Consider the following 22,997-nt stretch of genomic DNA (forward strand, 5'->3'; position numbering starts at 1 on the left):
ATGTGAGAGTAGGTCATCGTCAAGATTAAATTCCGAAACCCCTATCTGCGTATGCAGGTAGGGGTTTTGTTTTTGTCCGCGGGAAAGTCACGGCTACTGGATTTCTATGCAATCGCTCGGTGCGTGGCTATCATGCGGGCCTCATTGTGAGGCGAGACCTGCATGCTGACGTTGTTAAAGCTTCTTAAAGATGGCCGATTCCATTCGGGTCAAGCATTGGGTGCTGCCCTGGGCGTCAGCCGTAGTGCTGTGTGGAAGCAGCTTCAGCATTTGGAAGCTGAGCTGGGTTTGTCTATTCATAAGGTTCGTGGGCGCGGCTATCAATTGTCCGCGCCATTGGCGCTGCTCGATCCTGCCGAGATAAGCGCTCAGGCGCTTTCTTGCAGCTGGCCCGTCCGGGTTTACGATTCAATCGACTCCACTAATGCCGAGGCGCTGCGCGCTATTGAGCGTGGGCAAGCGGCGCCGTTTGTGGTGGTTTCGGAGCGGCAGACAGCCGGGCGTGGGCGACGTGGTCGCAAGTGGGTTAGTCCATTCGCAGAAAACGTCTATTACAGCCTGGTGCTACGCATTGATGGTGGGATGCGTCAGTTGGAGGGCTTGAGTCTCGTCGTTGGGCTCGCTGTCTTGCAGACGTTGCGTGAACTCGGTATTGCAGCCGCTGGATTGAAATGGCCTAACGATGTCCTTGTAGGTCAGAAAAAAATCGCGGGGATACTGCTCGAGTTGGTTGGTGATCCTGCAGATGTGTGTCACGTGGTCCTGGGAGTGGGAATCAATGTGAACATGCAGTCCGCTGACGAAGTGGACCAGCAATGGACATCCCTGCGGCTCGAGTCAGGCAAATTGTTTGATCGCAACCAATTGGTCGCGGTGTTGGGGGAGATGCTGCAGCGATACCTGGCTCGTCACCAGGCGGGTGGTTTTTTGGCCATCCAGTCGGAGTGGGAGCAAAATCATCTGTGGCAGGGGCGAAGCGTGTCGTTGATTGCCGGTGTCAATCAAATTGATGGTGAGGTACTTGGTATCGATGGCCAAGGCGCCTTGCGCCTGAAGGTGGATGGTGTGGAGAAAGTCTTCAGTGGTGGTGAGTTGAGCCTGAGGTTGCGCGATGATTCTTGAGCTCGATTGTGGGAATAGTTTCATCAAGTGGCGTGTGCTTGCCGTTGATGCCGGGCAGGTGCTTGGTGAGGGAGTCGTCGATTCCAATCTCGCATTGCTGGAGGGGTTGGGGGGGCTCAAAGGGCTTACCCTCACGTTTTGCCGGCTGGTGAGCGTCAGGACCGCGGAGGAAACCGCTGCGCTTACGTCTTTGCTCAGGGATACCTTTGATGTGCCGGTTGTGTGCGCAACGCCAGCGCGCGAAATGTCAGGTGTGCGCAATGGGTATGAGGAGTTTGAGCGGCTGGGTCTGGACCGGTGGCTTGCAATGCTCGGAGGCTTTCATCTGGCTTCGGGTGCGTGCCTGGTGCTCGACTTCGGTACGGCGGTGACTGCTGACTTTATCGCGGCGGATGGAGAGCACCTGGGTGGTTTCATCTGTCCGGGGATGCCGTTGATGCGAAACCAATTGCGCACCCACACTCGCAAAATTCGTTATGGGGATCTGGCGGCCGAGCAGGCTCTGGAAAGTCTTGTCCCGGGGCGCGCGACTGTCGAGGCTGTAGAGCGTGGCTGTCTGTTGATGTTGCGCGGCTTCGTAATGACTCAGCTCGAGTTGGCGCGCAGCTATTGGGGTGAGGACTTTGTCGTATTCCTCACCGGGGGGGATGCGAGCCTGGTTACTGAGGCCGTGCCTCAGGCCAGGGTTGTTCCGGACTTGGTGTTTGTCGGATTGGCCATGGCCTGTCCCTTGTCCTGAGGTTTTTATGCGTTGGTTGTTTCTGCTGCTGCTTGTCCTCAATGGCTTCTACTACATCTGGCATCAACAAGAGGCTCCTCTGCGCGCGAAGGATGTCACGCCTTTGAGTCTGTATCGCGGGTCTCAACAAGATATCCGCTTGTTGAGCGAAGCAGGTGACGTCTCCAAGGATAAGGGTAAGGCTGTCTCGACAGACAATGGCTGCCTTTATCTGGGCGGCTATACGCGCCAGGAGGCCGCGCAGGCGGTTGAGCGTCGTTTGAGCGGGATGGAGGTCAAGTATCAGTCTCTGCCGAAAGCTGCGACCGAAGGGGCAGGGTATTGGGTGCGTATCGCGCCGGAAAGCCGGCGTTGGCTGGACGATTTGCAGCTGATAAACCTTTCTAAAGAATTCAATGAGTTAAAACATAAAATAATGCCGTGCGAGGGGGTTGCACCCATCGAATAGTTTGCATAGAATGGCGCCCGCTCCACAGCGAACACCGGAAACGGTTAGCGGTGTGAAGCGAGGTCAACGCAGCTAAGCTCAGGTTTTTAATGAGAAAAATGCTTGACAGAAGGCTGGCATGATGTAGAATGCCGGCTCGCTTAGGAGGGGTTCCCGAGCGGCCAAAGGGATCAGACTGTAAATCTGACGTCTACGACTTCGAAGGTTCGAATCCTTCCCCCTCCACCATTTTTAGCGAGAGCTGTAAGCCTCGCGGGTATAGTTTAGTGGTAGAACCTCAGCCTTCCAAGCTGATGATGCGGGTTCGATTCCCGCTACCCGCTCCAAGTTTACAGGTTTTGCGCAGTGTTACGCTCTTGTAGCTCAGTTGGTAGAGCACACCCTTGGTAAGGGTGAGGTCAGCGGTTCAAATCCGCTCAAGAGCTCCATATAACAAGGCAGATATGAAAATATCTGCCTTTGTTTTAGGTGGTAGTGGTTGCGCCTGATTGTGTTTCTGAAGGTTGCCGGTGTCGAGAATGCCGGTGTTGCAACCAGGATTGCCTGGTAAGTGTTGTAAAGTCTTTTTCGGGTCGGCATAATGGTCGGCCTGATTTTGTTTTAGGTCAGTAGCTCAATTGGCAGAGCGACGGTCTCCAAAACCGTAGGTTGGGGGTTCGATTCCCTCCTGACCTGCCAGATTCACTCGGTGTGTCTGGCTTTCTTTTCACAGGATCTTCATAGATGACTCCTAAAGCTGAAGCTCAAGGCTCTCGTTTCGACCTCCTCAAGTGGCTTGTAGTAGTCGCTCTGGTGGTTGTTGGCGTTGTTGGCAATCAGTACTTTTCTGCTTCGCCGATCCTGTACCGCGTACTCGCATTGCTTGCTATTGCTGCTGTAGCTGCCTTTGTAGGCCTGCAGACGGTCAAGGGCAAGTCTTTCTTTGTGCTGGTTAAGGAAGCGCGCACCGAAATTCGTAAAGTCGTTTGGCCAACTCGCCAAGAAACCACGCAGACCACGTTGATCGTTGTGGCTGTTGTCCTGGTTATGGCGTTGCTGTTGTGGGGGCTTGATTCCCTGCTCGGCTGGCTTGTTTCCTTGATTGTCGGCTAAGGGTGTCCCGTGGCTAAGCGTTGGTATGTTGTGCATGCTTACTCCGGTTACGAGAAGCATGTAATGCGCTCGCTGATCGAGCGCGTAAAGCTGGCCGGTATGGAAGATGGCTTCGGCGAGATTCTGGTTCCCACTGAAGAAGTGGTTGAAATGCGCAATGGCCAGAAGCGCAAAAGCGAACGCAAATTCTTCCCTGGCTATGTGCTGGTGCAGATGGATATGAACGAGGGTACTTGGCACTTGGTCAAGGATACTCCTCGGGTGATGGGTTTCATCGGCGGTACTGCTGATAAGCCTGCGCCAATCACCGATAAAGAAGCAGAAGCCATTCTGCGTCGCGTTGCCGATGGTAGCGACAAGCCGAAGCCGAAGACGTTGTTCGAGCCGGGTGAGTCGGTGCGCGTCAACGACGGTCCGTTTGCGGACTTTACCGGTGTTGTTGAAGAAGTTAACTACGAAAAGAGCCGGATTCAGGTCGCAGTGCTCATTTTCGGTCGCTCTACTCCGGTGGAGCTCGAGTTCAGCCAGGTCGAAAAGGTCTAGTTGAACAAAAATCCCAACCCCGCAGCCGTAGGCTGTGGGGTTTTGTCGTCACTGGGATAAACGCGCAAGTAACCGGGGAGCCTCTCGAGGCGTTCGAACCCGTAATTTGGAGTGCCTCATGGCCAAGAAGATTACCGCTTACATCAAGCTGCAAGTGAAGGCCGCTCAGGCTAACCCAAGCCCACCTGTTGGTCCTGCTCTGGGTCAGCACGGCGTGAACATCATGGAATTCTGCAAGGCTTTCAACGCCCGTACTCAGGGTCTTGAGCCAGGTCTGCCGACTCCAGTGATCATCACTGTCTACAGCGACCGTAGCTTCACTTTCGAAACCAAATCCACCCCTGCTTCGGTTCTGCTGAAGAAGGCGGCCGGTCTGACCAGCGGTTCCGCTCGTCCGAACACCGTTAAGGTTGGCACCGTGACCCGTGCTCAGCTGGAAGAAATCGCGAAAACCAAAAACGCGGATCTGACTGCAGCTGATATGGAAGCAGCCGTGCGTACCATCGCCGGTTCTGCTCGTAGCATGGGCCTTAACGTGGAGGGTGTGTAATGGCTAAGCTGACCAAGCGTCAAAAGGCTATCGCCGGCAAAATCGAAGCAGGCAAGGCCTACAACTTTGTAGACGCTGCTGCCCTGCTGGCCGAGCTGTCGACTGTCAAGTTCAGCGAGTCGTTCGACGTAGCTGTAAACCTGGGTGTTGACCCGCGTAAATCCGACCAGGTCGTTCGTAGCGCTACTGTGCTGCCACACGGCACTGGCAAGACCGTTCGCGTTGCTGTGTTCACCCAGGGTCCAGCTGCTGAAGCCGCTCTGGCTGCCGGCGCTGACCGCGTAGGCATGGACGACCTGGCTGCCGAAATGAAAGGCGGCGACCTGAACTATGACGTAGTGATCGCATCCCCGGATGCAATGCGCGTTGTAGGTCAGTTGGGTCAGATCCTCGGTCCACGTGGCCTGATGCCTAACCCTAAAGTCGGCACCGTAACCCCAGACGTAGCTACCGCGGTTAAAAACGCCAAGGCTGGTCAGGTTCGTTATCGCACCGACAAAAACGGCATCATCCACACTTCCGTTGGCAAGATCGGCTTCGACGCCGTCAAGCTGAAGGAAAACGTTGAAGCCCTGATCGCTGATCTGAAGCGTATCAAGCCAGCTTCCTCGAAAGGCATTTACGTCAAGCGCGTTACCCTGAGCACCACTATGGGCCCAGGTCTGGTCATCGACCAAAGCTCGCTCGACGCGTAAGACACAGATTGGTGCAAGCGATTGCGCCAATTGAAAAATTGGGGTCCCTGCCTGGCGGGGGCTATCCAAGACCGTAGGCGACGCAAGTCTTAAACCACAAGCCTACGCAGATGGTGCTCCCGGTTCCTTACCGAATCAGACACCAAAACGACATCCGGTTTCGACCAGATGAAACGGTAACAAGCAGGAGTTAAACCCGTGGCAATTAAACTCGAAGACAAGAAGGCCATCGTCGCTGAAGTCAACGAGGCTGCCAAAGTCGCTCTGTCCGCTGTCGTGGCTGATGCCCGTGGCGTAACAGTAGGCGCGATGACCGGACTCCGTAAAGAGGCTCGTGAAGCTGGCGTTTACGTACGTGTTGTACGTAACACCCTGCTCAAGCGCGCTGTTGCTGACACTGAATTCAGTGTCCTCAACGACGTGTTCACTGGCCCTACCCTGATTGCGTTCTCCAAAGAACATCCAGGCGCTGCTGCCCGGATCTTCAAGGAATTCGCAAAGGGTCAGGACAAGTTCGAGATCAAGGCAGCTGCGTTCGAGGGCAAGTTCCTCGCAGCTAACCAAATCGACGTACTGGCAACTCTGCCGACCCGTGACGAAGCAATTTCTCAGCTGATGAGCGTGATTCAAGGCGCTACCAGCAAGTTGGCTCGTACTCTGGCGGCAATTCGCGACCAGAAAGAAGCTGCTGCAGCCTAAGGCTCGTCAACTTCTCGCGTTTTTTGTTTTTTTCGATGGTCGCGTAGGCCGTCCCCAATATCAGGAATTAGATTCATGTCTATCTCTCAGAACGATATCCTTGAAGCAGTTGGCAACATGTCCGTAATGGAAGTTGTTGAGCTGATCAAAGCTTTCGAAGAAAAATTCGGCGTTACCGCTGCTGCTGCATCGGCTGGTCCAGCTGTTGCTGCTGCCGTTGCTGAAGAGCAAACCGAATTCAACGTCATGCTGACCGAAGCTGGCGAGAAGAAAGTTAACGTGATCAAGGCTGTACGTGAACTGACCGGTCTGGGCTTGAAAGAAGCCAAGGCTGTAGTTGACGGCGCACCTGCCATGGTTCTGGAAGCTGTTGCCAAAGACGCAGCTGACAAAGCCAAAGCAGCTCTGGAAGAAGCAGGCGCTAAAGTCGAGCTGAAGTAAGCATCGACTTTGCTCCTCCAGCCCGAGCGTTAAGCGACAGGCTGATGGCTGGTGGCTCTTGCCACCGGCCTTTTTCCGTTATTGGCAGCCGACTGGGTCGGTGCTGATAACGTGCTGTAACCACCCGATGCGGTGGCGCAAACCATGGGGTTTGCACGATTTTCTGGCTGCTCCCGTCGGGAGGGGCCAAACAAGCAGGTGACCAAGCTGGGGAACGCTGATGGCTTACTCATATACTGAGAAAAAACGTATCCGCAAGGACTTTAGCAAGTTGCCGGACGTCATGGATGTGCCGTACCTCCTGGCCATCCAGCTGGATTCGTATCGTGAATTCTTGCAAGCGGGAGCGACTAAAGATCAGTTCCGCGACGTGGGCCTGCATGCGGCCTTCAAATCCGTTTTCCCGATCATCAGCTACTCCGGCAATGCTGCGCTGGAGTACGTCGGTTATCGCCTGGGCGAACCGGCATTTGATGTCAAAGAATGCGTATTGCGCGGTGTAACTTACGCCGTACCTTTGCGGGTAAAAGTGCGCCTGATCATTTTCGACAAAGAGTCGTCGAACAAAGCGATCAAGGACATCAAAGAGCAAGAAGTCTACATGGGTGAAATCCCCCTGATGACTGAGAACGGTACCTTCGTAATCAACGGTACCGAGCGTGTAATCGTTTCCCAGCTGCACCGTTCGCCAGGCGTGTTCTTCGACCACGACCGTGGCAAGACGCACAGCTCCGGCAAACTGCTGTACTCCGCGCGCATCATCCCTTACCGCGGTTCGTGGCTGGACTTCGAGTTCGACCCGAAAGACTGCGTATTCGTGCGTATCGACCGTCGTCGCAAGCTGCCTGCCTCGGTACTGCTGCGCGCGCTGGGCTATACCACTGAAGAAGTGCTGGACGCGTTCTATACCACCAACGTATTCCACGTGAAGGGCGAGACCCTGAGCCTGGAGCTGGTGCCTCAGCGCCTGCGCGGTGAAATCGCTGTCCTCGATATTCAGGATGACAAAGGCAAGGTTATTGTCGAGCAGGGTCGTCGTATCACCGCTCGCCACATCAACCAGCTGGAAAAAGCCGGGATCAAAGAGCTGGATGTGCCTCTGGACTACGTCCTGGGTCGTACAACCGCCAAGGTCATCGTGCACCCGGCAACCGGCGAAATCCTGGCAGAGTGCAACACCGAGCTGAACACCGAGATCCTGGCCAAAATCGCCAAGGCTCAGGTTGTTCGCATCGAAACTCTGTACACCAACGATATCGACTGCGGTCCGTTCGTCTCCGACACCCTGAAGATCGACTCCACCAGCAACCAACTGGAAGCGCTGGTCGAGATCTATCGCATGATGCGTCCTGGCGAGCCGCCAACCAAGGACGCTGCCGAGACCCTGTTCAACAACCTGTTCTTCAGCCCTGAGCGCTATGACCTGTCTGCGGTCGGGCGGATGAAGTTCAACCGTCGTATCGGTCGTACCGAGATCGAAGGTTCGGGCGTGCTGTGCAAGGAAGACATCGTCGCGGTACTGAAGACCCTGGTCGACATCCGTAACGGTAAAGGCATCGTCGATGACATCGACCACCTGGGTAACCGTCGTGTTCGCTGCGTAGGCGAAATGGCCGAGAACCAGTTCCGCGTTGGCCTGGTACGTGTTGAGCGTGCGGTCAAAGAGCGTCTGTCGATGGCTGAAAGCGAAGGCCTGATGCCACAAGACCTGATCAACGCCAAGCCAGTGGCTGCGGCGGTGAAGGAGTTCTTCGGTTCCAGCCAGCTGTCCCAGTTCATGGACCAGAACAACCCGCTGTCCGAGATCACCCACAAGCGTCGTGTTTCTGCACTCGGCCCTGGCGGTCTGACTCGTGAGCGTGCCGGCTTTGAAGTGCGTGACGTACACCCGACTCACTACGGTCGTGTATGCCCGATTGAAACGCCGGAAGGTCCGAACATCGGTCTGATCAACTCCCTGGCCGCTTATGCGCGCACCAACCAGTACGGCTTCCTCGAGAGCCCGTACCGCGTGGTGAAAGACGCTCTGGTCACCGACGAGATCGTGTTCCTGTCCGCCATCGAAGAAGCCGATCACGTGATCGCTCAGGCCTCGGCCACGATGAACGACAAGAAAGTCCTGATCGACGAGCTGGTAGCTGTTCGTCACTTGAACGAATTCACCGTCAAGGCGCCGGAAGACGTCACCTTGATGGACGTATCGCCGAAGCAGGTAGTTTCGGTTGCTGCGTCGCTGATTCCGTTCCTCGAGCACGACGACGCCAACCGTGCGTTGATGGGTTCGAACATGCAGCGTCAAGCTGTACCAACCCTGCGCGCTGACAAGCCGCTGGTAGGTACCGGCATGGAGCGTAACGTAGCCCGTGACTCCGGCGTTTGCGTCGTGGCTCGTCGTGGCGGCGTGATCGACTCCGTCGACGCCAGCCGTATCGTGGTTCGTGTTGCCGATGACGAAGTTGAAACCGGTGAAGCCGGTGTCGACATCTACAACCTGACCAAGTACACCCGCTCCAACCAGAACACCTGCATCAACCAGCGTCCGCTGGTGCGTAAGGGTGATCGGGTTCAGCGTAGCGACATCATGGCCGACGGCCCGTCCACCGACATGGGTGAACTGGCACTGGGTCAGAACATGCGCATCGCGTTCATGGCATGGAACGGCTTCAACTTCGAAGACTCCATCTGCCTGTCCGAGCGTGTGGTTCAGGAAGACCGTTTCACCACGATCCACATCCAGGAACTGACCTGTGTGGCCCGTGACACCAAGCTTGGCCCAGAGGAAATCACTGCCGACATCCCGAACGTGGGTGAAGCGGCTCTGAACAAGCTGGACGAAGCCGGTATCGTTTACGTAGGTGCTGAAGTTGGCGCAGGCGACATCCTGGTCGGTAAGGTCACTCCGAAAGGCGAGACCCAGCTGACTCCGGAAGAAAAACTGCTGCGTGCGATCTTCGGTGAAAAAGCCAGCGACGTTAAAGACACTTCCCTGCGTGTACCTACCGGTACCAAAGGTACTGTCATCGACGTACAGGTCTTCACCCGCGACGGCGTTGAGCGTGATGCTCGTGCCCTGTCGATCGAGAAGTCCCAGCTGGACGAGATCCGCAAGGACCTGAACGAAGAGTTCCGCATCGTTGAAGGTGCTACTTTCGAACGTCTGCGTTCCGCTCTGGTCGGCCACAAAGCCGAAGGCGGCGCCGGTCTGAAGAAAGGCCAGGACATCACCGACGAAGTTCTCGACGGTCTTGAGCACGGCCAGTGGTTCAAACTGCGCATGACTGAAGATGCTCTGAACGAGCAGCTCGAGAAGGCTCAGGCCTACATCGTTGATCGTCGCCGTCTGCTGGACGACAAGTTCGAAGACAAGAAGCGCAAACTGCAGCAGGGCGATGACCTGGCTCCAGGCGTGCTGAAAATCGTCAAGGTTTACCTGGCAATCCGTCGTCGCATCCAGCCGGGCGACAAGATGGCCGGTCGTCACGGTAACAAAGGTGTGGTCTCCGTGATCATGCCGGTTGAAGACATGCCGCACGATGCCAATGGCACCCCGGTCGACGTCGTCCTCAACCCGTTGGGCGTACCTTCGCGTATGAACGTTGGTCAGATCCTTGAAACCCACCTGGGCCTCGCGGCCAAAGGTCTGGGCGAGAAGATCAACCGCATGGTTGAAGAGCAGCGCAAGGTCGCCGAGCTTCGCAAGTTCCTGCACGAGATCTATAACGAGATCGGCGGTCGTCAGGAAAGCCTCGATGACTTCTCGGACCAGGAAATCCTGGATCTGGCTCAAAACCTGCGTGGCGGCGTTCCAATGGCCACTCCAGTGTTCGACGGTGCCAAGGAAAGCGAAATCAAGGCCATGCTGAAACTGGCGGACCTGCCAGAAAGCGGCCAGATGCAGCTGACCGACGGCCGTACCGGCAACAAGTTCGAGCGCCCGGTTACCGTTGGCTACATGTACATGCTGAAGCTGAACCACTTGGTAGACGACAAGATGCACGCTCGTTCTACCGGTTCGTACAGCCTGGTTACCCAGCAGCCGCTGGGTGGTAAGGCGCAGTTCGGTGGTCAGCGTTTCGGGGAGATGGAGGTCTGGGCACTGGAAGCATACGGTGCCGCTTACACTCTGCAAGAAATGCTCACAGTGAAGTCGGACGATGTGAACGGCCGTACCAAGATGTACAAGAACATCGTGGATGGCGATCACCGTATGGAGCCGGGCATGCCCGAGTCCTTCAACGTGTTGATCAAGGAAATTCGTTCCCTCGGCATCGATATCGATCTGGAAACCGAATAACACGTGACGCGAATCGAGAGCGGGGCAGGATTGCCCGCTCTCTGCTCCGCCAGGAGGAAAGGCCTTGAAAGACCTACTGAATTTGCTGAAAAACCAGGGTCAAGTCGAAGAGTTCGACGCCATCCGTATCGGATTGGCATCGCCTGAGATGATCCGTTCGTGGTCGTTCGGTGAAGTTAAAAAGCCGGAAACCATCAACTACCGTACGTTCAAACCTGAGCGTGACGGCCTGTTCTGCGCCAAGATCTTTGGCCCGGTAAAGGATTACGAGTGCCTGTGCGGTAAGTACAAGCGCTTGAAGCACCGTGGTGTGATCTGCGAGAAGTGCGGCGTTGAAGTCGCGCTGGCAAAAGTTCGTCGTGAGCGCATGGCGCACATCGAACTGGCCTCGCCAGTTGCCCACATCTGGTTCCTGAAATCGCTGCCGTCCCGTATCGGCTTGCTGATGGACATGACCCTGCGTGATATCGAACGCGTTCTCTACTTCGAGAGCTATGTCGTTATCGATCCAGGCATGACCACCCTTGAAAAAGGTCAGCTGCTCAACGACGAGCAGTACTTCGAAGCGCTGGAAGAGTTCGGCGACGATTTCGATGCCCGCATGGGTGCCGAAGCTGTCCGCGAACTGCTGCACGCTATCGACCTGGAGCACGAGATTGGCCGTCTGCGTGAAGAGATTCCGCAAACCAACTCCGAAACCAAGATCAAGAAGCTGTCCAAGCGTCTGAAGTTGATGGAAGCCTTCCAGGGTTCCGGCAACCTGCCAGAGTGGATGGTGCTGACCGTTCTGCCGGTTCTGCCGCCAGATCTGCGTCCACTGGTCCCGCTGGATGGCGGTCGCTTCGCGACTTCCGACCTCAACGATCTGTATCGTCGAGTGATCAACCGTAACAACCGCTTGAAGCGCCTGCTGGATCTGTCCGCTCCGGACATCATCGTGCGCAACGAAAAGCGTATGTTGCAGGAAGCCGTCGACGCACTGCTCGACAACGGTCGTCGTGGCCGCGCTATCACCGGTTCCAACAAGCGTCCTCTGAAATCCCTGGCTGACATGATCAAGGGTAAACAGGGTCGTTTCCGTCAGAACTTGCTCGGTAAGCGTGTTGACTACTCCGGCCGTTCGGTAATTACCGTAGGTCCGACCCTGCGTCTGCACCAGTGCGGTCTGCCGAAGAAAATGGCTCTCGAGCTGTTCAAGCCGTTCATTTTCGGCAAGCTTGAAATGCGTGGTCTCGCTACCACCATCAAGGCTGCCAAGAAGATGGTCGAGCGCGAACTGCCAGAGGTTTGGGACGTTCTCGCTGAAGTGATTCGCGAACACCCGGTTCTTCTCAACCGTGCACCGACTCTTCACCGTCTGGGTATCCAGGCGTTTGAACCGGTACTGATCGAAGGTAAGGCTATCCAGCTGCACCCTCTGGTCTGCGCCGCGTACAACGCCGACTTCGACGGCGACCAAATGGCCGTGCACGTACCGCTGACGCTGGAAGCCCAGCTCGAAGCGCGTGCGTTGATGATGTCGACCAACAACATTCTGTCGCCAGCCAACGGTGAGCCAATCATCGTTCCGTCGCAGGACGTTGTATTGGGTCTGTACTACATGACTCGTGAAGCGATCAACGCCAAGGGCGAAGGTCGTGTGTTCGCGGATCTGCAGGAAGTTGACCGTGTGTTCCGTGCCGGCGAAGCCGCACTGCACGCCAAGGTCAAGGTGCGGATCAACGAAACCGTCAACGACCGTGATGGCGGCAGCGTGACCAACACCCGTATCGTCGACACCACTGTCGGCCGTGCGCTGCTGTTCCAGGTTGTGCCAAAAGGTCTGTCGTACGACGTCGTCAACCTGCCGATGAAGAAAAAGGCGATCTCCAAGCTGATCAACCAGTGCTACCGCGTGGTTGGTCTGAAAGAGACCGTGATCTTCGCTGACCAGTTGATGTACACCGGTTTTGCCTATTCGACCATTTCCGGCGTTTCCATCGGTGTTAACGACTTCGTTATCCCGGACGAAAAAGCCCGCATCATCGGTGCAGCCACCGACGAAGTGAAAGAGATCGAAAGTCAGTACGCCTCCGGCCTGGTAACCCAGGGCGAGAAGTACAACAAAGTGATCGACCTTTGGTCCAAGGCGAACGACGAAGTTTCCAAGGCGATGATGGCTAACCTCTCGAAAGAGAAAGTCATCGACCGTCATGGCGTCGAAGTCGACCAAGAGTCTTTCAACTCGATGTACATGATGGCCGACTCGGGTGCGCGGGGTTCCGCAGCACAGATTCGTCAGCTGGCCGGTATGCGTGGCCTGATGGCCAAGCCGGACGGTTCCATCATTGAAACGCCGATTACTGCGAACTTCCGTGAAGGTTTGAGCGTACTCCAGTACTTCATCTCCACTCACGGTGCTCGTAAAGGTCTGGCGGATACCGCGTTGAAAACGGCGAACTCGGGTTATCTGACTCGTCGTCTGGTAGACGTGGCGCAGGATCTGGTTGTAACCGAGATCGATTGCGGCACCGAACACGGTCTGCTGATGACTCCGCACATTGAAGGCGGTGACGTTGTAGAGCCGCTGGGTGAGCGCGTATTGGGTCGAGTTATCGCCCGTGACGTATTCAAGCCAGGTACCGAGGACGTCATCGTTCCTGCCGGCACCCTGGTAGACGAGAAGTGGGTCGAGTTCATCGAGCTGAACAGCATCGACGAAGTGATCGTGCGTTCGCCGATCAGCTGCGAAACCCGTTTCGGTATTTGCGCCAAGTGCTACGGTCGCGATCTGGCTCGTGGTCACCAGGTGAACATCGGTGAAGCGGTCGGCGTTATCGCTGCCCAGTCCATCGGTGAGCCGGGTACCCAGCTGACGATGCGTACGTTCCACATCGGTGGTGCGGCAAGCCGGACCTCCGCGGCCGACAGCGTTCAGGTGAAGAATGGCGGTACCGTCCGTCTGCACAACCTGAAGCATGTTGAGCGAGTGGATGGTCACCTGGTTGCCGTGTCCCGTTCCGGTGAGCTGGCTATCGCTGATGACTTCGGTCGTGAGCGTGAGCGTTACAAGCTGCCGTACGGTGCCGTGATTTCGGTTAAAGAAGGTGACAAGGTCGAAGCTGGCGCCATCGTGGCCAAGTGGGATCCGCACACTCACCCGATCGTTACCGAAATGAAAGGTACCGTGACCTACGTGGGCATGGAAGAAGGCATCACGATCAAGCGTCAGACTGACGAATTGACCGGTATGACCAACATTGAAGTACTCGACGCCAAAGATCGTCCAGCTGCCGGTAAAGACATCCGTCCTGCCGTGAAGATGGTCGACGACAACGGCAAGGATCTGTTGCTGCCAGGCACTGACGTTATCGCTCAGTACTTCCTGCCAGCCAACGCCTTGGTCGGTGTAGCGGATGGTGCGAAGATCGCGATCGGTGATGTTATCGCTCGTATCCCGCAAGAGACTTCGAAAACTCGAGACATCACCGGTGGTCTGCCGCGTGTTGCCGACTTGTTCGAAGCCCGTCGTCCGAAAGAAGCGTCGATTCTGGCTGAAGTCAGCGGCACCATCGCGTTCGGTAAAGAGACCAAGGGCAAGCGCCGTCTGGTTATCACCCCGAACGACGGTAGCGATCCGTACGAAGAGCTGATTCCGAAGTGGCGTCACCTGAACGTGTTCGAAGGCGAACAGGTAAACCGCGGCGAAGTTATCTCCGACGGTCCGAGCGATCCACACGACATCCTGCGTCTGCTGGGTGTGAGTGCGCTGGCCAAGTACATCGTCAACGAGATCCAGGACGTTTACCGTCTGCAAGGCGTGAAGATCAACGACAAGCACATCGAGACCATCCTGCGTCAGATGCTGCGTAAAGTTGAGATCGCTGAATCCGGCGATTCCAGTTTCATCAAGGGCGACCAGATGGAATTGACTCACGTACTGGTAGAGAACGAGCGTCTGAGCGGCGAAGACAAGTTTGTCTCCAAGTTCACTCGTGTTCTGCTGGGTATCACCAAGGCGTCGTTGTCCACCGAATCGTTCATCTCGGCGGCTTCCTTCCAGGAAACCACTCGCGTACTGACCGAAGCGGCGGTAACCGGCAAGCGCGATTACCTGCGCGGCCTGAAAGAAAACGTGGTCGTGGGTCGTCTGATCCCGGCTGGTACCGGCCTGGCTTATCACAGCGAGCGTAAGCGCCGCCGTGATGCAGACAAGCCGTTGCGCGTAAGCGCCAGTGAAGTGGAAGCTGCACTGACCGAAGCGCTGAACTCGAGCGGTAACTGAGTTCTGCGGTAAATGAGTGTGAGGCCCTGGTCACTCCGTTCATCGAATCGAGACAAATTGTCGAGATTGGATGAGCGGGGAGGGCGGGGCCTTGCCTTGACTGGGGACAAGATCCTCTTTAGACTCTTGTACCCCTAAATTTGGCGGGAACTCGTTCCTGCCATTTTGCTTTTCTTGCAAGACAATAGCGTCGCAAGACAACAGTGGAGCTAGTAGATGGCAACTATCAACCAGCTGGTACGTCAGCCGCGTAAGCGTATCGTCGAGAAATCCGACGTGCCTGCGCTGCAGAACTGCCCGCAACGCCGTGGCGTGTGCACCCGTGTGTACACCACCACGCCGAAAAAACCTAACTCGGCACTGCGTAAAGTATGCCGTGTGCGCCTGACCAACGGTTTCGAGGTTTCCTCGTACATCGGCGGTGAAGGCCACAACCTGCAAGAGCACAGCGTGGTACTGATCCGCGGCGGTCGTGTAAAAGACTTGCCAGGTGTTCGTTACCACACCGTTCGCGGTTCGTTGGATACTTCCGGTGTTAAAGGTCGTAACCAGGGTCGTTCGAAGTACGGTACCAAGCGTCCGAAGTAATCGGCCGTTTTGCAGTTTTTCATTTTATTGAGTCGATAAGAGTAAGGTCGGGCACGCATCCATAGGAGCTGTCCCGGGCTAACCTGAAGACCGTTTGAGGGCTTATCAATGCCAAGACGTCGCGTAGCAGCCAAGCGTGAGATTCTGGACGATCCGAAATACGGAAGCCAAATCCTCGCCAAATTCATGAACCACGTAATGGAAAGCGGCAAGAAAGCCGTTGCCGAGCGTATCGTTTATGGTGCCCTGGATACCGTGAAGGCTCGTAAGGCCGGCACCGATCCCCTGGAACTCTTCGAAAAAGCACTCGACGCCATCGCTCCGCTGGTCGAAGTGAAGTCGCGCCGCGTTGGTGGTGCTACTTACCAGGTTCCGGTCGAGGTTCGTCCTTCCCGTCGTAACGCTCTGGCAATGCGCTGGTTGGTAGACTACGCCCGCAAGCGCGGCGAGAAGTCTATGGCTCTGCGTTTGGCTGGCGAACTGTTGGACGCTGCCGAAGGTAAAGGTGCTGCAGTTAAGAAGCGTGAAGACGTTCACCGTATGGCTGAAGCCAACAAGGCTTTCTCGCACTACCGCTTCTAATTTTAGCGTCACTAATTTTGCGAGGGCTTTATGGCTCGTACAACACCGATTAATCGCTACCGTAACATTGGTATCGTTGCACACGTGGATGCTGGTAAAACCACCACCACTGAGCGCGTCCTTTTTTACACTGGCAAAAGTCACAAAATGGGCGAGGTGCATGACGGCGCCGCGACCACAGACTGGATGGTGCAGGAGCAGGAGCGTGGTATTACCATTACTTCTGCTGCCATTACCGCCTTCTGGCAGGGTTCCGCCAAGCAGCACAAAGACCAGTACCGTTTCAACGTCATCGATACCCCGGGCCACGTAGACTTCACCATTGAAGTTGAACGTTCCCTGCGTGTACTCGACGGCGCGGTCGTTGTGTTCTGCGGTACTTCCGGCGTTGAGCCTCAGTCCGAAACCGTATGGCGTCAAGCCAACAAGTACGGTGTTCCACGTATCGTTTACGTGAACAAGATGGACCGTGCCGGTGCGAACTTCCTGCGCGTGATCGCTCAGATCAAGCAGCGTCTGGGTCACACTCCGGTGCCTATCCAGCTGGCTATCGGTTCCGAAGACAACTTCCAGGGTCAGATCGATCTGATGACCATGGAAGCCGTTTACTGGAACGATGCCGACAAGGGTATGACTCCTCGTCGTGAAGCCATCCCTGCTGAACTGCAGGAACTGGCTGAAGAGTGGCGCAACAACATGGTTGAGGCTGCGGCCGAAGCCAGCGAAGAACTGATGAACAAGTACCTTGAAGGTGAAGAACTCACCGTCGAGGAAATCAAGGGTGCTCTGCGTCAGCGTACTATCGCTGGTGAGATCGTTCTGGCTGTTTGCGGTTCTTCCTTCAAGAACAAGGGTGTTCCCCTGGTTCTCGACGCCGTTATCGACTACCTGCCGGCTCCAACCGACATTCCTGCCATCAAGGGTACTGACCCGGATGACGAGGAAAAGCAGATGGAGCGTCATGCAGACGACAACGAGCCGTTCTCGGCTCTGGCGTTCAAGATCGCTACCGACCCATTCGTGGGTACCTTGACTTTCGTCCGTGTTTACTCGGGCGTGTTGGCCTCCGGCGACGGCGTGATCAACTCGGTCAAAGGCAAGAAAGAGCGCGTGGGTCGTATGGTGCAAATGCACGCAAACGCCCGTGAAGAGATCAAGGAAGTACGCGCTGGTGACATCGCGGCCCTGATCGGCATGAAGGACGTCACCACTGGTGAAACCTTGTGCAACGCTGACAAGCCAATCATCCTGGTTCGCATGGACTTCCCGGAGCCGGTTATTTCGGTTGCCGTAGAGCCTAAGACCAAGGATGACCAGGAAAAAATGGGTATCGCTCTGGGCAAACTTGCTCAGGAAGACCCGTCTTTCCGCGTCAAGACTGATGAAGAGACTGGTCAAACGATCATCTCTGGCATGGGCGAGTTGCACCTGGACATCCTGGTTGACCGGATGCGCCGTGAGTTCAACGTCGAAGCCAACATCGGTAAGCCTCAGGTTTCGTATCGTGAGCGCATCACGAAGAATTGCGAAATCGAAGGCAAGTTCGTTCGTCAGTCCGGCGGTCGTGGCCAGTTCGGCCATTGCTGGATCCGTTTTGCTCCTGCTGACGAAGGTCAGGAAGGTCTGCAATTCGTGAACGAAGTAGTGGGTGGTGTGGTTCCTAAGGAATACATCCCGGCTATCCAGAAGGGTATCGAAGAGCAGATGAAGAACGGCGTAGTTGCCGGCTATCCGCTGATCGGCCTGAAGGCTACCGTGTTTGATGGTTCTTACCACGACGTCGACTCGAACGAGATGGCGTTTAAGGTGGCTGCTTCCATGGCGACCAAGCAACTAGCCCAGAAGGGCGGTGGTGAGTTGCTCGAGCCGATCATGGCGGTAGAGGTTGTTACGCCTGAAGACTATATGGGTGACGTGATGGGCGACCTTAACCGTCGTCGCGGCATGATTCTGGGTATGGAAGACACGGTCTCCGGTAAAGTGATCCGTGCTGAAGTTCCGTTGGGCGAGATGTTCGGTTATGCGACCGACGTTCGTTCGATGTCCCAGGGTCGCGCAAGCTACTCTATGGAATTCAAAAAATACAATACAGCTCCGTCGCACATCGTCGAAACTGTAACCAAAAAACAAGGCTGATTCAGTCCTTTAGGCAAGGAGTTAATTGTCGTGGCTAAAGAAAAATTTGATCGTTCCCTACCGCACGTCAACGTTGGCACCATCGGTCACGTTGACCACGGTAAAACCACTCTGACCGCAGCTCTGACTCGCGTTTGCTCCGAAGTTTTCGGTTCCGCAATCGTTGATTTCGATAAAATCGACAGCGCGCCAGAAGAAAAAGCTCGTGGTATCACCATCAACACCGCGCACGTCGAGTACAACTCGAAGATCCGTCACTACGCTCACGTTGACTGCCCAGGTCACGCTGACTATGTGAAGAACATGATCACCGGTGCTGCCCAGATGGACGGCGCGATCCTGGTTTGCTCGGCCGCTGATGGTCCGATGCCACAAACCCGTGAGCACATCCTGCTGTCCCGTCAGGTAGGCGTTCCGTACATCGTGGTTTTCCTGAACAAGGCTGACCTGGTAGACGACGCTGAGCTGCTGGAACTGGTCGAGATGGAAGTTCGCGACCTGCTGTCCACCTACGACTTCCCGGGCGATGACACTCCAATCATCATCGGTTCGGCTCGTATGGCGCTGGAAGGCAAAGACGACAACGAAATGGGCACCACTGCCGTTCGTAAACTGGTTGAAACCCTGGACAGCTACATCCCAGAACCAGAGCGTGCTATCGACAAGCCATTCCTGATGCCAATCGAAGACGTATTCTCGATCTCGGGTCGTGGTACTGTTGTGACTGGTCGTATCGAGCGCGGTATCGTTCGCGTTCAAGATGCACTGGAAATCGTTGGTCTGCGTGACACCACCACCACCACCTGCACCGGTGTTGAAATGTTCCGCAAGCTGCTCGACGAAGGTCGTGCTGGCGAGAACTGCGGCGTTCTGCTGCGTGGTACCAAGCGTGACGACGTTGAGCGTGGCCAGGTTCTGGTTAAGCCGGGTTCGGTTAAGCCGCACACCAAGTTCACCGCAGAAGTTTACGTTCTGAGCAAGGAAGAAGGCGGTCGTCACACTCCGTTCTTCAAAGGCTACCGTCCACAGTTCTACTTCCGTACTACTGACGTGACTGGTAACTGCCAGCTGCCAGAAGGCGTTGAAATGGTAATGCCAGGTGACAACATCCAGATGGAAGTTACCCTGATCAAGACCATCGCAATGGAAGACGGCCTGCGTTTCGCTATCCGTGAAGGCGGTCGTACCGTCGGCGCTGGCGTCGTAGCCAAAATCATCGAGTAAGCATCTCTTTTGAGATAGCTTCGATGCTTTGAAAGGCCCCCGCTCAGCGGGGGCTTTTTTATTGGGTTGACACCCATCTGGGGCGTCTATAGAATTGCGCCTCCTTTTAACGGGCGTATTGCGCCCGGTGGGAATAGCAGCCGGAGTCTGAAATCCAATGCAAAATCAGCAAATCCGTATCAGGTTGAAGGCTTTCGACCATCGCCTGATCGACCAATCAACCCAGGAAATCGTGGAAACCGCGAAACGTACTGGTGCTCAAGTGCGTGGTCCAATTCCACTGCCTACCCGTAAAGAGCGGTTCACCGTTCTGGTCTCCCCGCACGTCAACAAAGACGCGCGTGACCAGTACGAGATCCGTACTCATAAGCGTGTTCTGGACATCGTCCAGCCAACGGATAAAACCGTTGATGCTCTTATGAAGCTTGATCTTGCGGCCGGTGTGGAAGTGCAGATCAGCCTCGGCTAAGACTCGGTCTTAGTCGTGTAACGCTCTGAAATGGGCGGCCATAGCGGGTGAAAGCCCCGTACACTCATGAGGTTTACAACATGACTATTGGTGTAGTCGGTCGTAAAGCGGGTATGACCCGTATTTTCACCGAAGAAGGTGTCTCCATTCCGGTCACGGTCATTGAGATCGAACCGAATCGCGTCACCCAGTTCAAAACTGAAGAGACCGATGGCTATCGTGCAGTGCAAGTCACTGTCGGCGAGCGTCGTGCTTCGCGTGTAACAGCAGCTCAGGCTGGCCACTTCGCTAAAGCGAACGTTGCCGCTGGTCGTACCGTAATGGAATTCCGCCTTGAAGAAGGCGAGTACCAGGCCGGCGATCTGATCAACGCTGAAATCTTCGCCGCTGGTCAACTGGTTGATGTAACCGGTCAGTCCAAGGGTAAAGGCTTCCAGGGTACGATCAAGCGTTGGAATTTCCGCGGGCAAGATAACACCCACGGTAACTCCGTATCCCACCGCGTTCCAGGCTCTATCGGCCAGTGCCAGACTCCTGGTCGTGTATTCAAGGGCAAAAAAATGTCCGGTCATATGGGCGCTGAGCGCGTGACCGTGCAGTCCCTCGAAGTAGTGCGCGTGGACGCTGAACGCAATCTGTTGTTGGTCAAGGGCGCTGTTCCTGGCGCTACTGGCGGCAACTTGGTTGTACGTCCAGCAGCCAAGGCTCGCGGTTAAGGGGAAGCTGACATGCAATTAAATGTAAATGACGCTCAAGCGATCGAAGTTTCCGAACTGACATTTGGCGGCGAATTCAACGAGACGCTGGTTCACCAAGCAGTCGTAGCCTACATGGCTGGCGGTCGTCAGGGTTCCAAGCAGCAAAAGACCCGTTCCGACGTTCGTGGTGGCGGTAAGCGCCCATGGCGTCAGAAAGGTACTGGCCGTGCTCGTGCCGGTACTATCCGTAGCCCAATCTGGCGTGGCGGCGGTACCACTTTCGCAGCTCGTCCTCAGGATCACTCCCAGAAGCTGAACAAGAAGATGTACCGCGCAGCAATGCGTTCCATCCTTGCTGAGCTGGTGCGTACTGATCGTCTGGTCGTGGTTCAGGATTTCGCCGTTGAAACGCCGAAAACCAAAGACCTGCTGGGCAAACTGAACAACATGAGCCTGACCGACGTTCTGATCGTGTCCGACGCTGTTGATCAGAACCTGTACCTGGCTGCTCGTAACCTGCCACACGTAGATGTACGTGACGTGCAAGGTTCCGATCCAGTTAGTCTGATCGCATACGACAAGGTGTTGATCACCGTGTCGGCCGTGAAGAAATTCGAGGAGCTGCTGGGATGAACCAGGAACGCGTATTTAAAGTTCTGCTTGGCCCGCACGTTTCCGAGAAGGCTACGGTTCTGGCAGACAAGAAAGGCCAGTTCGTTTTCAAGGTTGCTACCGACGCAACCAAGCTGGAAATCAAGAAGGCCGTCGAAAGCCTGTTCAGCGTGAAAGTAGAGCGTGTTACTACCCTGAATGTTCTGGGTAAGAGCAAGCGCACTGCTCGCGGTCTGGGCAAGCGTAATGACTGGAAGAAGGCGGTTATCTCCCTTCAGCCAGGCCAAGATCTCGATTTCAGCAGCAGTGCTGAGTAAGGAAGGGGTGCATCATGGCAATCGTTAAATGCAAACCGACTTCCCCTGGCCGCCGTTTTGTGGTCAAGGTGGTCAACCAGGAGCTGCATAAAGGCGCTCCTCACGCACCGTTGCTCGAGAAGAAATCGAAGACTGGTGGTCGTAACAACAATGGCCGTATTACCACTCGTCACATCGGTGGTGGTCATAAGCAGCATTACCGTATGGTCGATTTCCGTCGCAACGACAAAGATGGCATCGTCGCCACTGTCGAGCGTATCGAATACGATCCAAACCGTACTGCTCACATCGCACTGCTCTGCTACGCAGACGGCGAGCGCCGCTACATCATCGCCCCTAAAGGCGTGAGTGCTGGCGACACGCTGATCGCAGGCGCTCTGGCTCCAATCAAGCCAGGTAACGCTCTGCAACTGCGCAACATTCCAGTCGGTTCTACCGTACACGGCATCGAACTGAAGCCAGGTAAAGGCGCACAGATCGCTCGTTCCGCTGGTGCTTCGGCTCAGCTGATCGCTCGTGAAGGTGTGTACGTTACCCTGCGTCTGCGTTCCGGTGAAATGCGTAAAGTCCTGGCTGAATGCCGTGCGACCCTGGGCGAAGTCTCGAACTCCGAGCACAGCCTGCGTTCGCTGGGTAAAGCTGGTGCCAAACGCTGGCGTGGCGTTCGCCCAACCGTTCGTGGTGTTGCCATGAACCCGGTTGACCACCCACATGGTGGTGGTGAAGGTCGTACCTCTGGTGGTCGTCATCCGGTATCGCCATGGGGCTTCCCGACTAAGGGCGCGAAGACTCGTGGTAATAAGCGTACCGACAAAATGATCGTCCGTCGTCGCAAGTAAATAGAGGGATACGACAGTGCCACGTTCTCTGAAAAAAGGTCCTTTTATCGATCTTCACCTACTGAAGAAGATCGAAGTGGCGGCGGAAAAGAACGATCGCAAACCGGTGAAAACCTGGTCGCGTCGTTCGATGATCCTGCCACAAATGGTCGGTCTGACCATCGCAGTACACAACGGTCGTCAGCACGTCCCAGTTCTCGTGAACGAAGACATGGTCGGCCACAAACTGGGCGAGTTCGCCGGTACCCGCACTTATCGCGGGCACGTGGCAGACAAGAAAGCCAAGCGTTAAGGGGTTAGGAAATGGAAGTAGCCGCTAAGTTGTCGGGCGCTCGAATCTCCGCCCAGAAAGCCCGCTTGGTCGCCGACCAGATCCGCGGGAAGAAGGTGGGCGAAGCGCTCAACCTGTTGGCTTTCAGCAGTAAGAAAGCCGCCGAGATCATGAAGAAAGTGCTGGAGTCGGCCGTAGCCAACGCCGAGCATAACGAAGGCGCAGACGTTGATGACCTGAAGGTCAGCACTGTTTTCGTCAACGAAGGGCGTTCGCTGAAGCGCATCATGCCACGTGCCAAAGGCCGTGCTGATCGCATCGTCAAGCGGTCTTGCCATATCACTGTCAAGGTTGCTGACAAGTAACGGAGTCGA

The 22,997-nt window shown here is 55.7% G+C and carries 22 protein-coding genes and 4 tRNA genes; all 26 read left to right on the top strand.

All coding sequences use genetic code 11. The features are described 5' to 3' along the window. Positions 1-162: 162 nt before the first annotated feature. The 26 genes from birA (at position 163) to rplV (ending at position 22,988) form a co-directional block, all read left to right on the top strand. The gene (birA, locus tag AC1RS8_RS18965) at positions 163-1,122 is read left to right on the top strand and encodes a bifunctional biotin--[acetyl-CoA-carboxylase] ligase/biotin operon repressor BirA (protein ID WP_489339321.1); all 960 of its coding nucleotides are present in this window, start codon (positions 163-165) and stop codon (positions 1,120-1,122) included. Next, positions 1,112-1,861: a pantothenate kinase gene (locus AC1RS8_RS18970; RefSeq protein WP_218498434.1), complete on the top strand. Its 750-nt coding sequence runs from the start codon at positions 1,112-1,114 to the stop codon at positions 1,859-1,861. Before birA ends, AC1RS8_RS18970 begins: the two co-directional genes overlap by 11 nt. A 7-nt stretch (positions 1,862-1,868) precedes the next feature. After that, the gene (locus AC1RS8_RS18975; RefSeq protein ID WP_090451701.1) at positions 1,869-2,309 is read left to right on the top strand and encodes a hypothetical protein; all 441 of its coding nucleotides are present in this window, start codon (positions 1,869-1,871) and stop codon (positions 2,307-2,309) included. A gap of 143 nt (positions 2,310-2,452) precedes the next feature. Further along, positions 2,453-2,537 (top strand) — tRNA-Tyr (locus AC1RS8_RS18980). A 24-nt stretch (positions 2,538-2,561) separates the two neighbouring features. Then, positions 2,562-2,635 (top strand) — tRNA-Gly (locus AC1RS8_RS18985). Between the two features lie 26 nt (positions 2,636-2,661). Beyond that, positions 2,662-2,737, top strand: a tRNA-Thr gene (locus AC1RS8_RS18990). 174 nt (positions 2,738-2,911) lie between these two features. Continuing rightward, positions 2,912-2,987 (top strand) — tRNA-Trp (locus tag AC1RS8_RS18995). 45 nt (positions 2,988-3,032) lie between these two features. Further along, a complete protein-coding gene (gene secE, locus AC1RS8_RS19000) occupies positions 3,033-3,401 on the top strand; it encodes a preprotein translocase subunit SecE (RefSeq protein ID WP_007984402.1) in 369 nt (122 codons plus the stop codon). Positions 3,402-3,410: 9 nt separating this feature from the next. After that, a complete protein-coding gene (gene nusG, locus AC1RS8_RS19005) occupies positions 3,411-3,944 on the top strand; it encodes a transcription termination/antitermination protein NusG (RefSeq protein ID WP_007984405.1) in 534 nt (177 codons plus the stop codon). Positions 3,945-4,062: 118 nt separating this feature from the next. Beyond that, the gene (gene rplK / locus AC1RS8_RS19010; RefSeq protein WP_007933726.1) at positions 4,063-4,494 is read left to right on the top strand and encodes a 50S ribosomal protein L11; all 432 of its coding nucleotides are present in this window, start codon (positions 4,063-4,065) and stop codon (positions 4,492-4,494) included. Next, on the top strand, positions 4,494-5,189 hold the full coding sequence (gene rplA / locus AC1RS8_RS19015) for a 50S ribosomal protein L1 (RefSeq protein WP_003186095.1): 696 nt from the start codon (positions 4,494-4,496) through the stop codon (positions 5,187-5,189). The genes rplK and rplA overlap by 1 nt, the downstream gene beginning before the upstream one ends. Positions 5,190-5,387: 198 nt before the next feature. Further along, positions 5,388-5,888, top strand: a complete 501-nt coding sequence (gene rplJ / locus AC1RS8_RS19020) for a 50S ribosomal protein L10 (RefSeq protein ID WP_007970413.1) — start codon at positions 5,388-5,390, stop codon at positions 5,886-5,888. A gap of 75 nt (positions 5,889-5,963) precedes the next feature. After that, positions 5,964-6,329, top strand: coding sequence for a 50S ribosomal protein L7/L12 (rplL, locus tag AC1RS8_RS19025; RefSeq protein ID WP_007970414.1), 366 nt, complete (start codon positions 5,964-5,966; stop codon positions 6,327-6,329). Positions 6,330-6,549: 220 nt separating this feature from the next. After that, positions 6,550-10,623: a DNA-directed RNA polymerase subunit beta gene (rpoB, locus tag AC1RS8_RS19030; protein ID WP_489339320.1), complete on the top strand. Its 4,074-nt coding sequence runs from the start codon at positions 6,550-6,552 to the stop codon at positions 10,621-10,623. 64 nt (positions 10,624-10,687) lie between these two features. Then, positions 10,688-14,887, top strand: a complete 4,200-nt coding sequence (gene rpoC, locus AC1RS8_RS19035; RefSeq protein ID WP_008053876.1) for a DNA-directed RNA polymerase subunit beta' — start codon at positions 10,688-10,690, stop codon at positions 14,885-14,887. Positions 14,888-15,103: 216 nt separating this feature from the next. Next, positions 15,104-15,475, top strand: coding sequence for a 30S ribosomal protein S12 (rpsL, locus tag AC1RS8_RS19040; protein ID WP_003186084.1), 372 nt, complete (start codon positions 15,104-15,106; stop codon positions 15,473-15,475). 108 nt (positions 15,476-15,583) lie between these two features. Beyond that, positions 15,584-16,057 (top strand): 30S ribosomal protein S7, encoded by a 474-nt coding sequence (rpsG, locus tag AC1RS8_RS19045; protein ID WP_007994653.1) that lies wholly within the window; start codon positions 15,584-15,586, stop codon positions 16,055-16,057. 30 nt (positions 16,058-16,087) lie between these two features. Then, on the top strand, positions 16,088-18,193 hold the full coding sequence (fusA, locus tag AC1RS8_RS19050; protein ID WP_057713099.1) for an elongation factor G: 2,106 nt from the start codon (positions 16,088-16,090) through the stop codon (positions 18,191-18,193). Positions 18,194-18,223: 30 nt separating this feature from the next. Further along, positions 18,224-19,417 carry an elongation factor Tu gene (gene tuf, locus AC1RS8_RS19055; RefSeq protein WP_008053875.1) on the top strand — a complete coding sequence of 398 codons (1,194 nt, stop codon included), beginning with the start codon at positions 18,224-18,226 and terminating at the stop codon, positions 19,415-19,417. 157 nt (positions 19,418-19,574) lie between these two features. After that, positions 19,575-19,886, top strand: coding sequence for a 30S ribosomal protein S10 (gene rpsJ / locus AC1RS8_RS19060; protein WP_003186070.1), 312 nt, complete (start codon positions 19,575-19,577; stop codon positions 19,884-19,886). A gap of 80 nt (positions 19,887-19,966) precedes the next feature. Further along, entirely contained in the window at positions 19,967-20,602 is a 636-nt protein-coding gene (rplC, locus tag AC1RS8_RS19065) for a 50S ribosomal protein L3 (RefSeq protein WP_007955641.1), read from the top strand. Between the two features lie 12 nt (positions 20,603-20,614). Beyond that, positions 20,615-21,217, top strand: a complete 603-nt coding sequence (rplD, locus tag AC1RS8_RS19070; RefSeq protein ID WP_003228735.1) for a 50S ribosomal protein L4 — start codon at positions 20,615-20,617, stop codon at positions 21,215-21,217. Beyond that, the gene (gene rplW, locus AC1RS8_RS19075) at positions 21,214-21,513 is read left to right on the top strand and encodes a 50S ribosomal protein L23 (protein ID WP_002555488.1); all 300 of its coding nucleotides are present in this window, start codon (positions 21,214-21,216) and stop codon (positions 21,511-21,513) included. Before rplD ends, rplW begins: the two co-directional genes overlap by 4 nt. Before the next feature lie 14 nt (positions 21,514-21,527). After that, positions 21,528-22,352, top strand: a complete 825-nt coding sequence (gene rplB / locus AC1RS8_RS19080) for a 50S ribosomal protein L2 (protein WP_008018194.1) — start codon at positions 21,528-21,530, stop codon at positions 22,350-22,352. Between the two features lie 16 nt (positions 22,353-22,368). Continuing rightward, complete coding sequence (gene rpsS / locus AC1RS8_RS19085; protein WP_002555486.1) at positions 22,369-22,644, top strand: 30S ribosomal protein S19; 276 nt, start codon at positions 22,369-22,371, stop codon at positions 22,642-22,644. Positions 22,645-22,655: 11 nt separating this feature from the next. Further along, on the top strand, positions 22,656-22,988 hold the full coding sequence (gene rplV, locus AC1RS8_RS19090; RefSeq protein ID WP_003103908.1) for a 50S ribosomal protein L22: 333 nt from the start codon (positions 22,656-22,658) through the stop codon (positions 22,986-22,988). The last annotated feature ends 9 nt before the right edge of the window (positions 22,989-22,997 follow it).

This window comes from Pseudomonas sp. GW821-FHT12A04 (assembly GCF_058807755.1).

Coding starts and splice junctions, on each gene's coding strand:
- rplC (WP_007955641.1), top strand. CDS start 19,967: ATGACTATTGGTGTAGTCGGTCGTAAAGCGGGTATGACCCGTATTTTC.
- rpoB (WP_489339320.1), top strand. CDS start 6,550: ATGGCTTACTCATATACTGAGAAAAAACGTATCCGCAAGGACTTTAGC.
- rpsL (WP_003186084.1), top strand. CDS start 15,104: ATGGCAACTATCAACCAGCTGGTACGTCAGCCGCGTAAGCGTATCGTC.
- rplL (WP_007970414.1), top strand. CDS start 5,964: ATGTCTATCTCTCAGAACGATATCCTTGAAGCAGTTGGCAACATGTCC.
- rplK (WP_007933726.1), top strand. CDS start 4,063: ATGGCCAAGAAGATTACCGCTTACATCAAGCTGCAAGTGAAGGCCGCT.
- birA (WP_489339321.1), top strand. CDS start 163: ATGCTGACGTTGTTAAAGCTTCTTAAAGATGGCCGATTCCATTCGGGT.
- rpsG (WP_007994653.1), top strand. CDS start 15,584: ATGCCAAGACGTCGCGTAGCAGCCAAGCGTGAGATTCTGGACGATCCG.
- secE (WP_007984402.1), top strand. CDS start 3,033: ATGACTCCTAAAGCTGAAGCTCAAGGCTCTCGTTTCGACCTCCTCAAG.
- rplD (WP_003228735.1), top strand. CDS start 20,615: ATGCAATTAAATGTAAATGACGCTCAAGCGATCGAAGTTTCCGAACTG.
- rplB (WP_008018194.1), top strand. CDS start 21,528: ATGGCAATCGTTAAATGCAAACCGACTTCCCCTGGCCGCCGTTTTGTG.
- rpsJ (WP_003186070.1), top strand. CDS start 19,575: ATGCAAAATCAGCAAATCCGTATCAGGTTGAAGGCTTTCGACCATCGC.
- rplA (WP_003186095.1), top strand. CDS start 4,494: ATGGCTAAGCTGACCAAGCGTCAAAAGGCTATCGCCGGCAAAATCGAA.
- AC1RS8_RS18970 (WP_218498434.1), top strand. CDS start 1,112: ATGATTCTTGAGCTCGATTGTGGGAATAGTTTCATCAAGTGGCGTGTG.
- rplW (WP_002555488.1), top strand. CDS start 21,214: ATGAACCAGGAACGCGTATTTAAAGTTCTGCTTGGCCCGCACGTTTCC.
- fusA (WP_057713099.1), top strand. CDS start 16,088: ATGGCTCGTACAACACCGATTAATCGCTACCGTAACATTGGTATCGTT.
- rplV (WP_003103908.1), top strand. CDS start 22,656: ATGGAAGTAGCCGCTAAGTTGTCGGGCGCTCGAATCTCCGCCCAGAAA.
- AC1RS8_RS18975 (WP_090451701.1), top strand. CDS start 1,869: ATGCGTTGGTTGTTTCTGCTGCTGCTTGTCCTCAATGGCTTCTACTAC.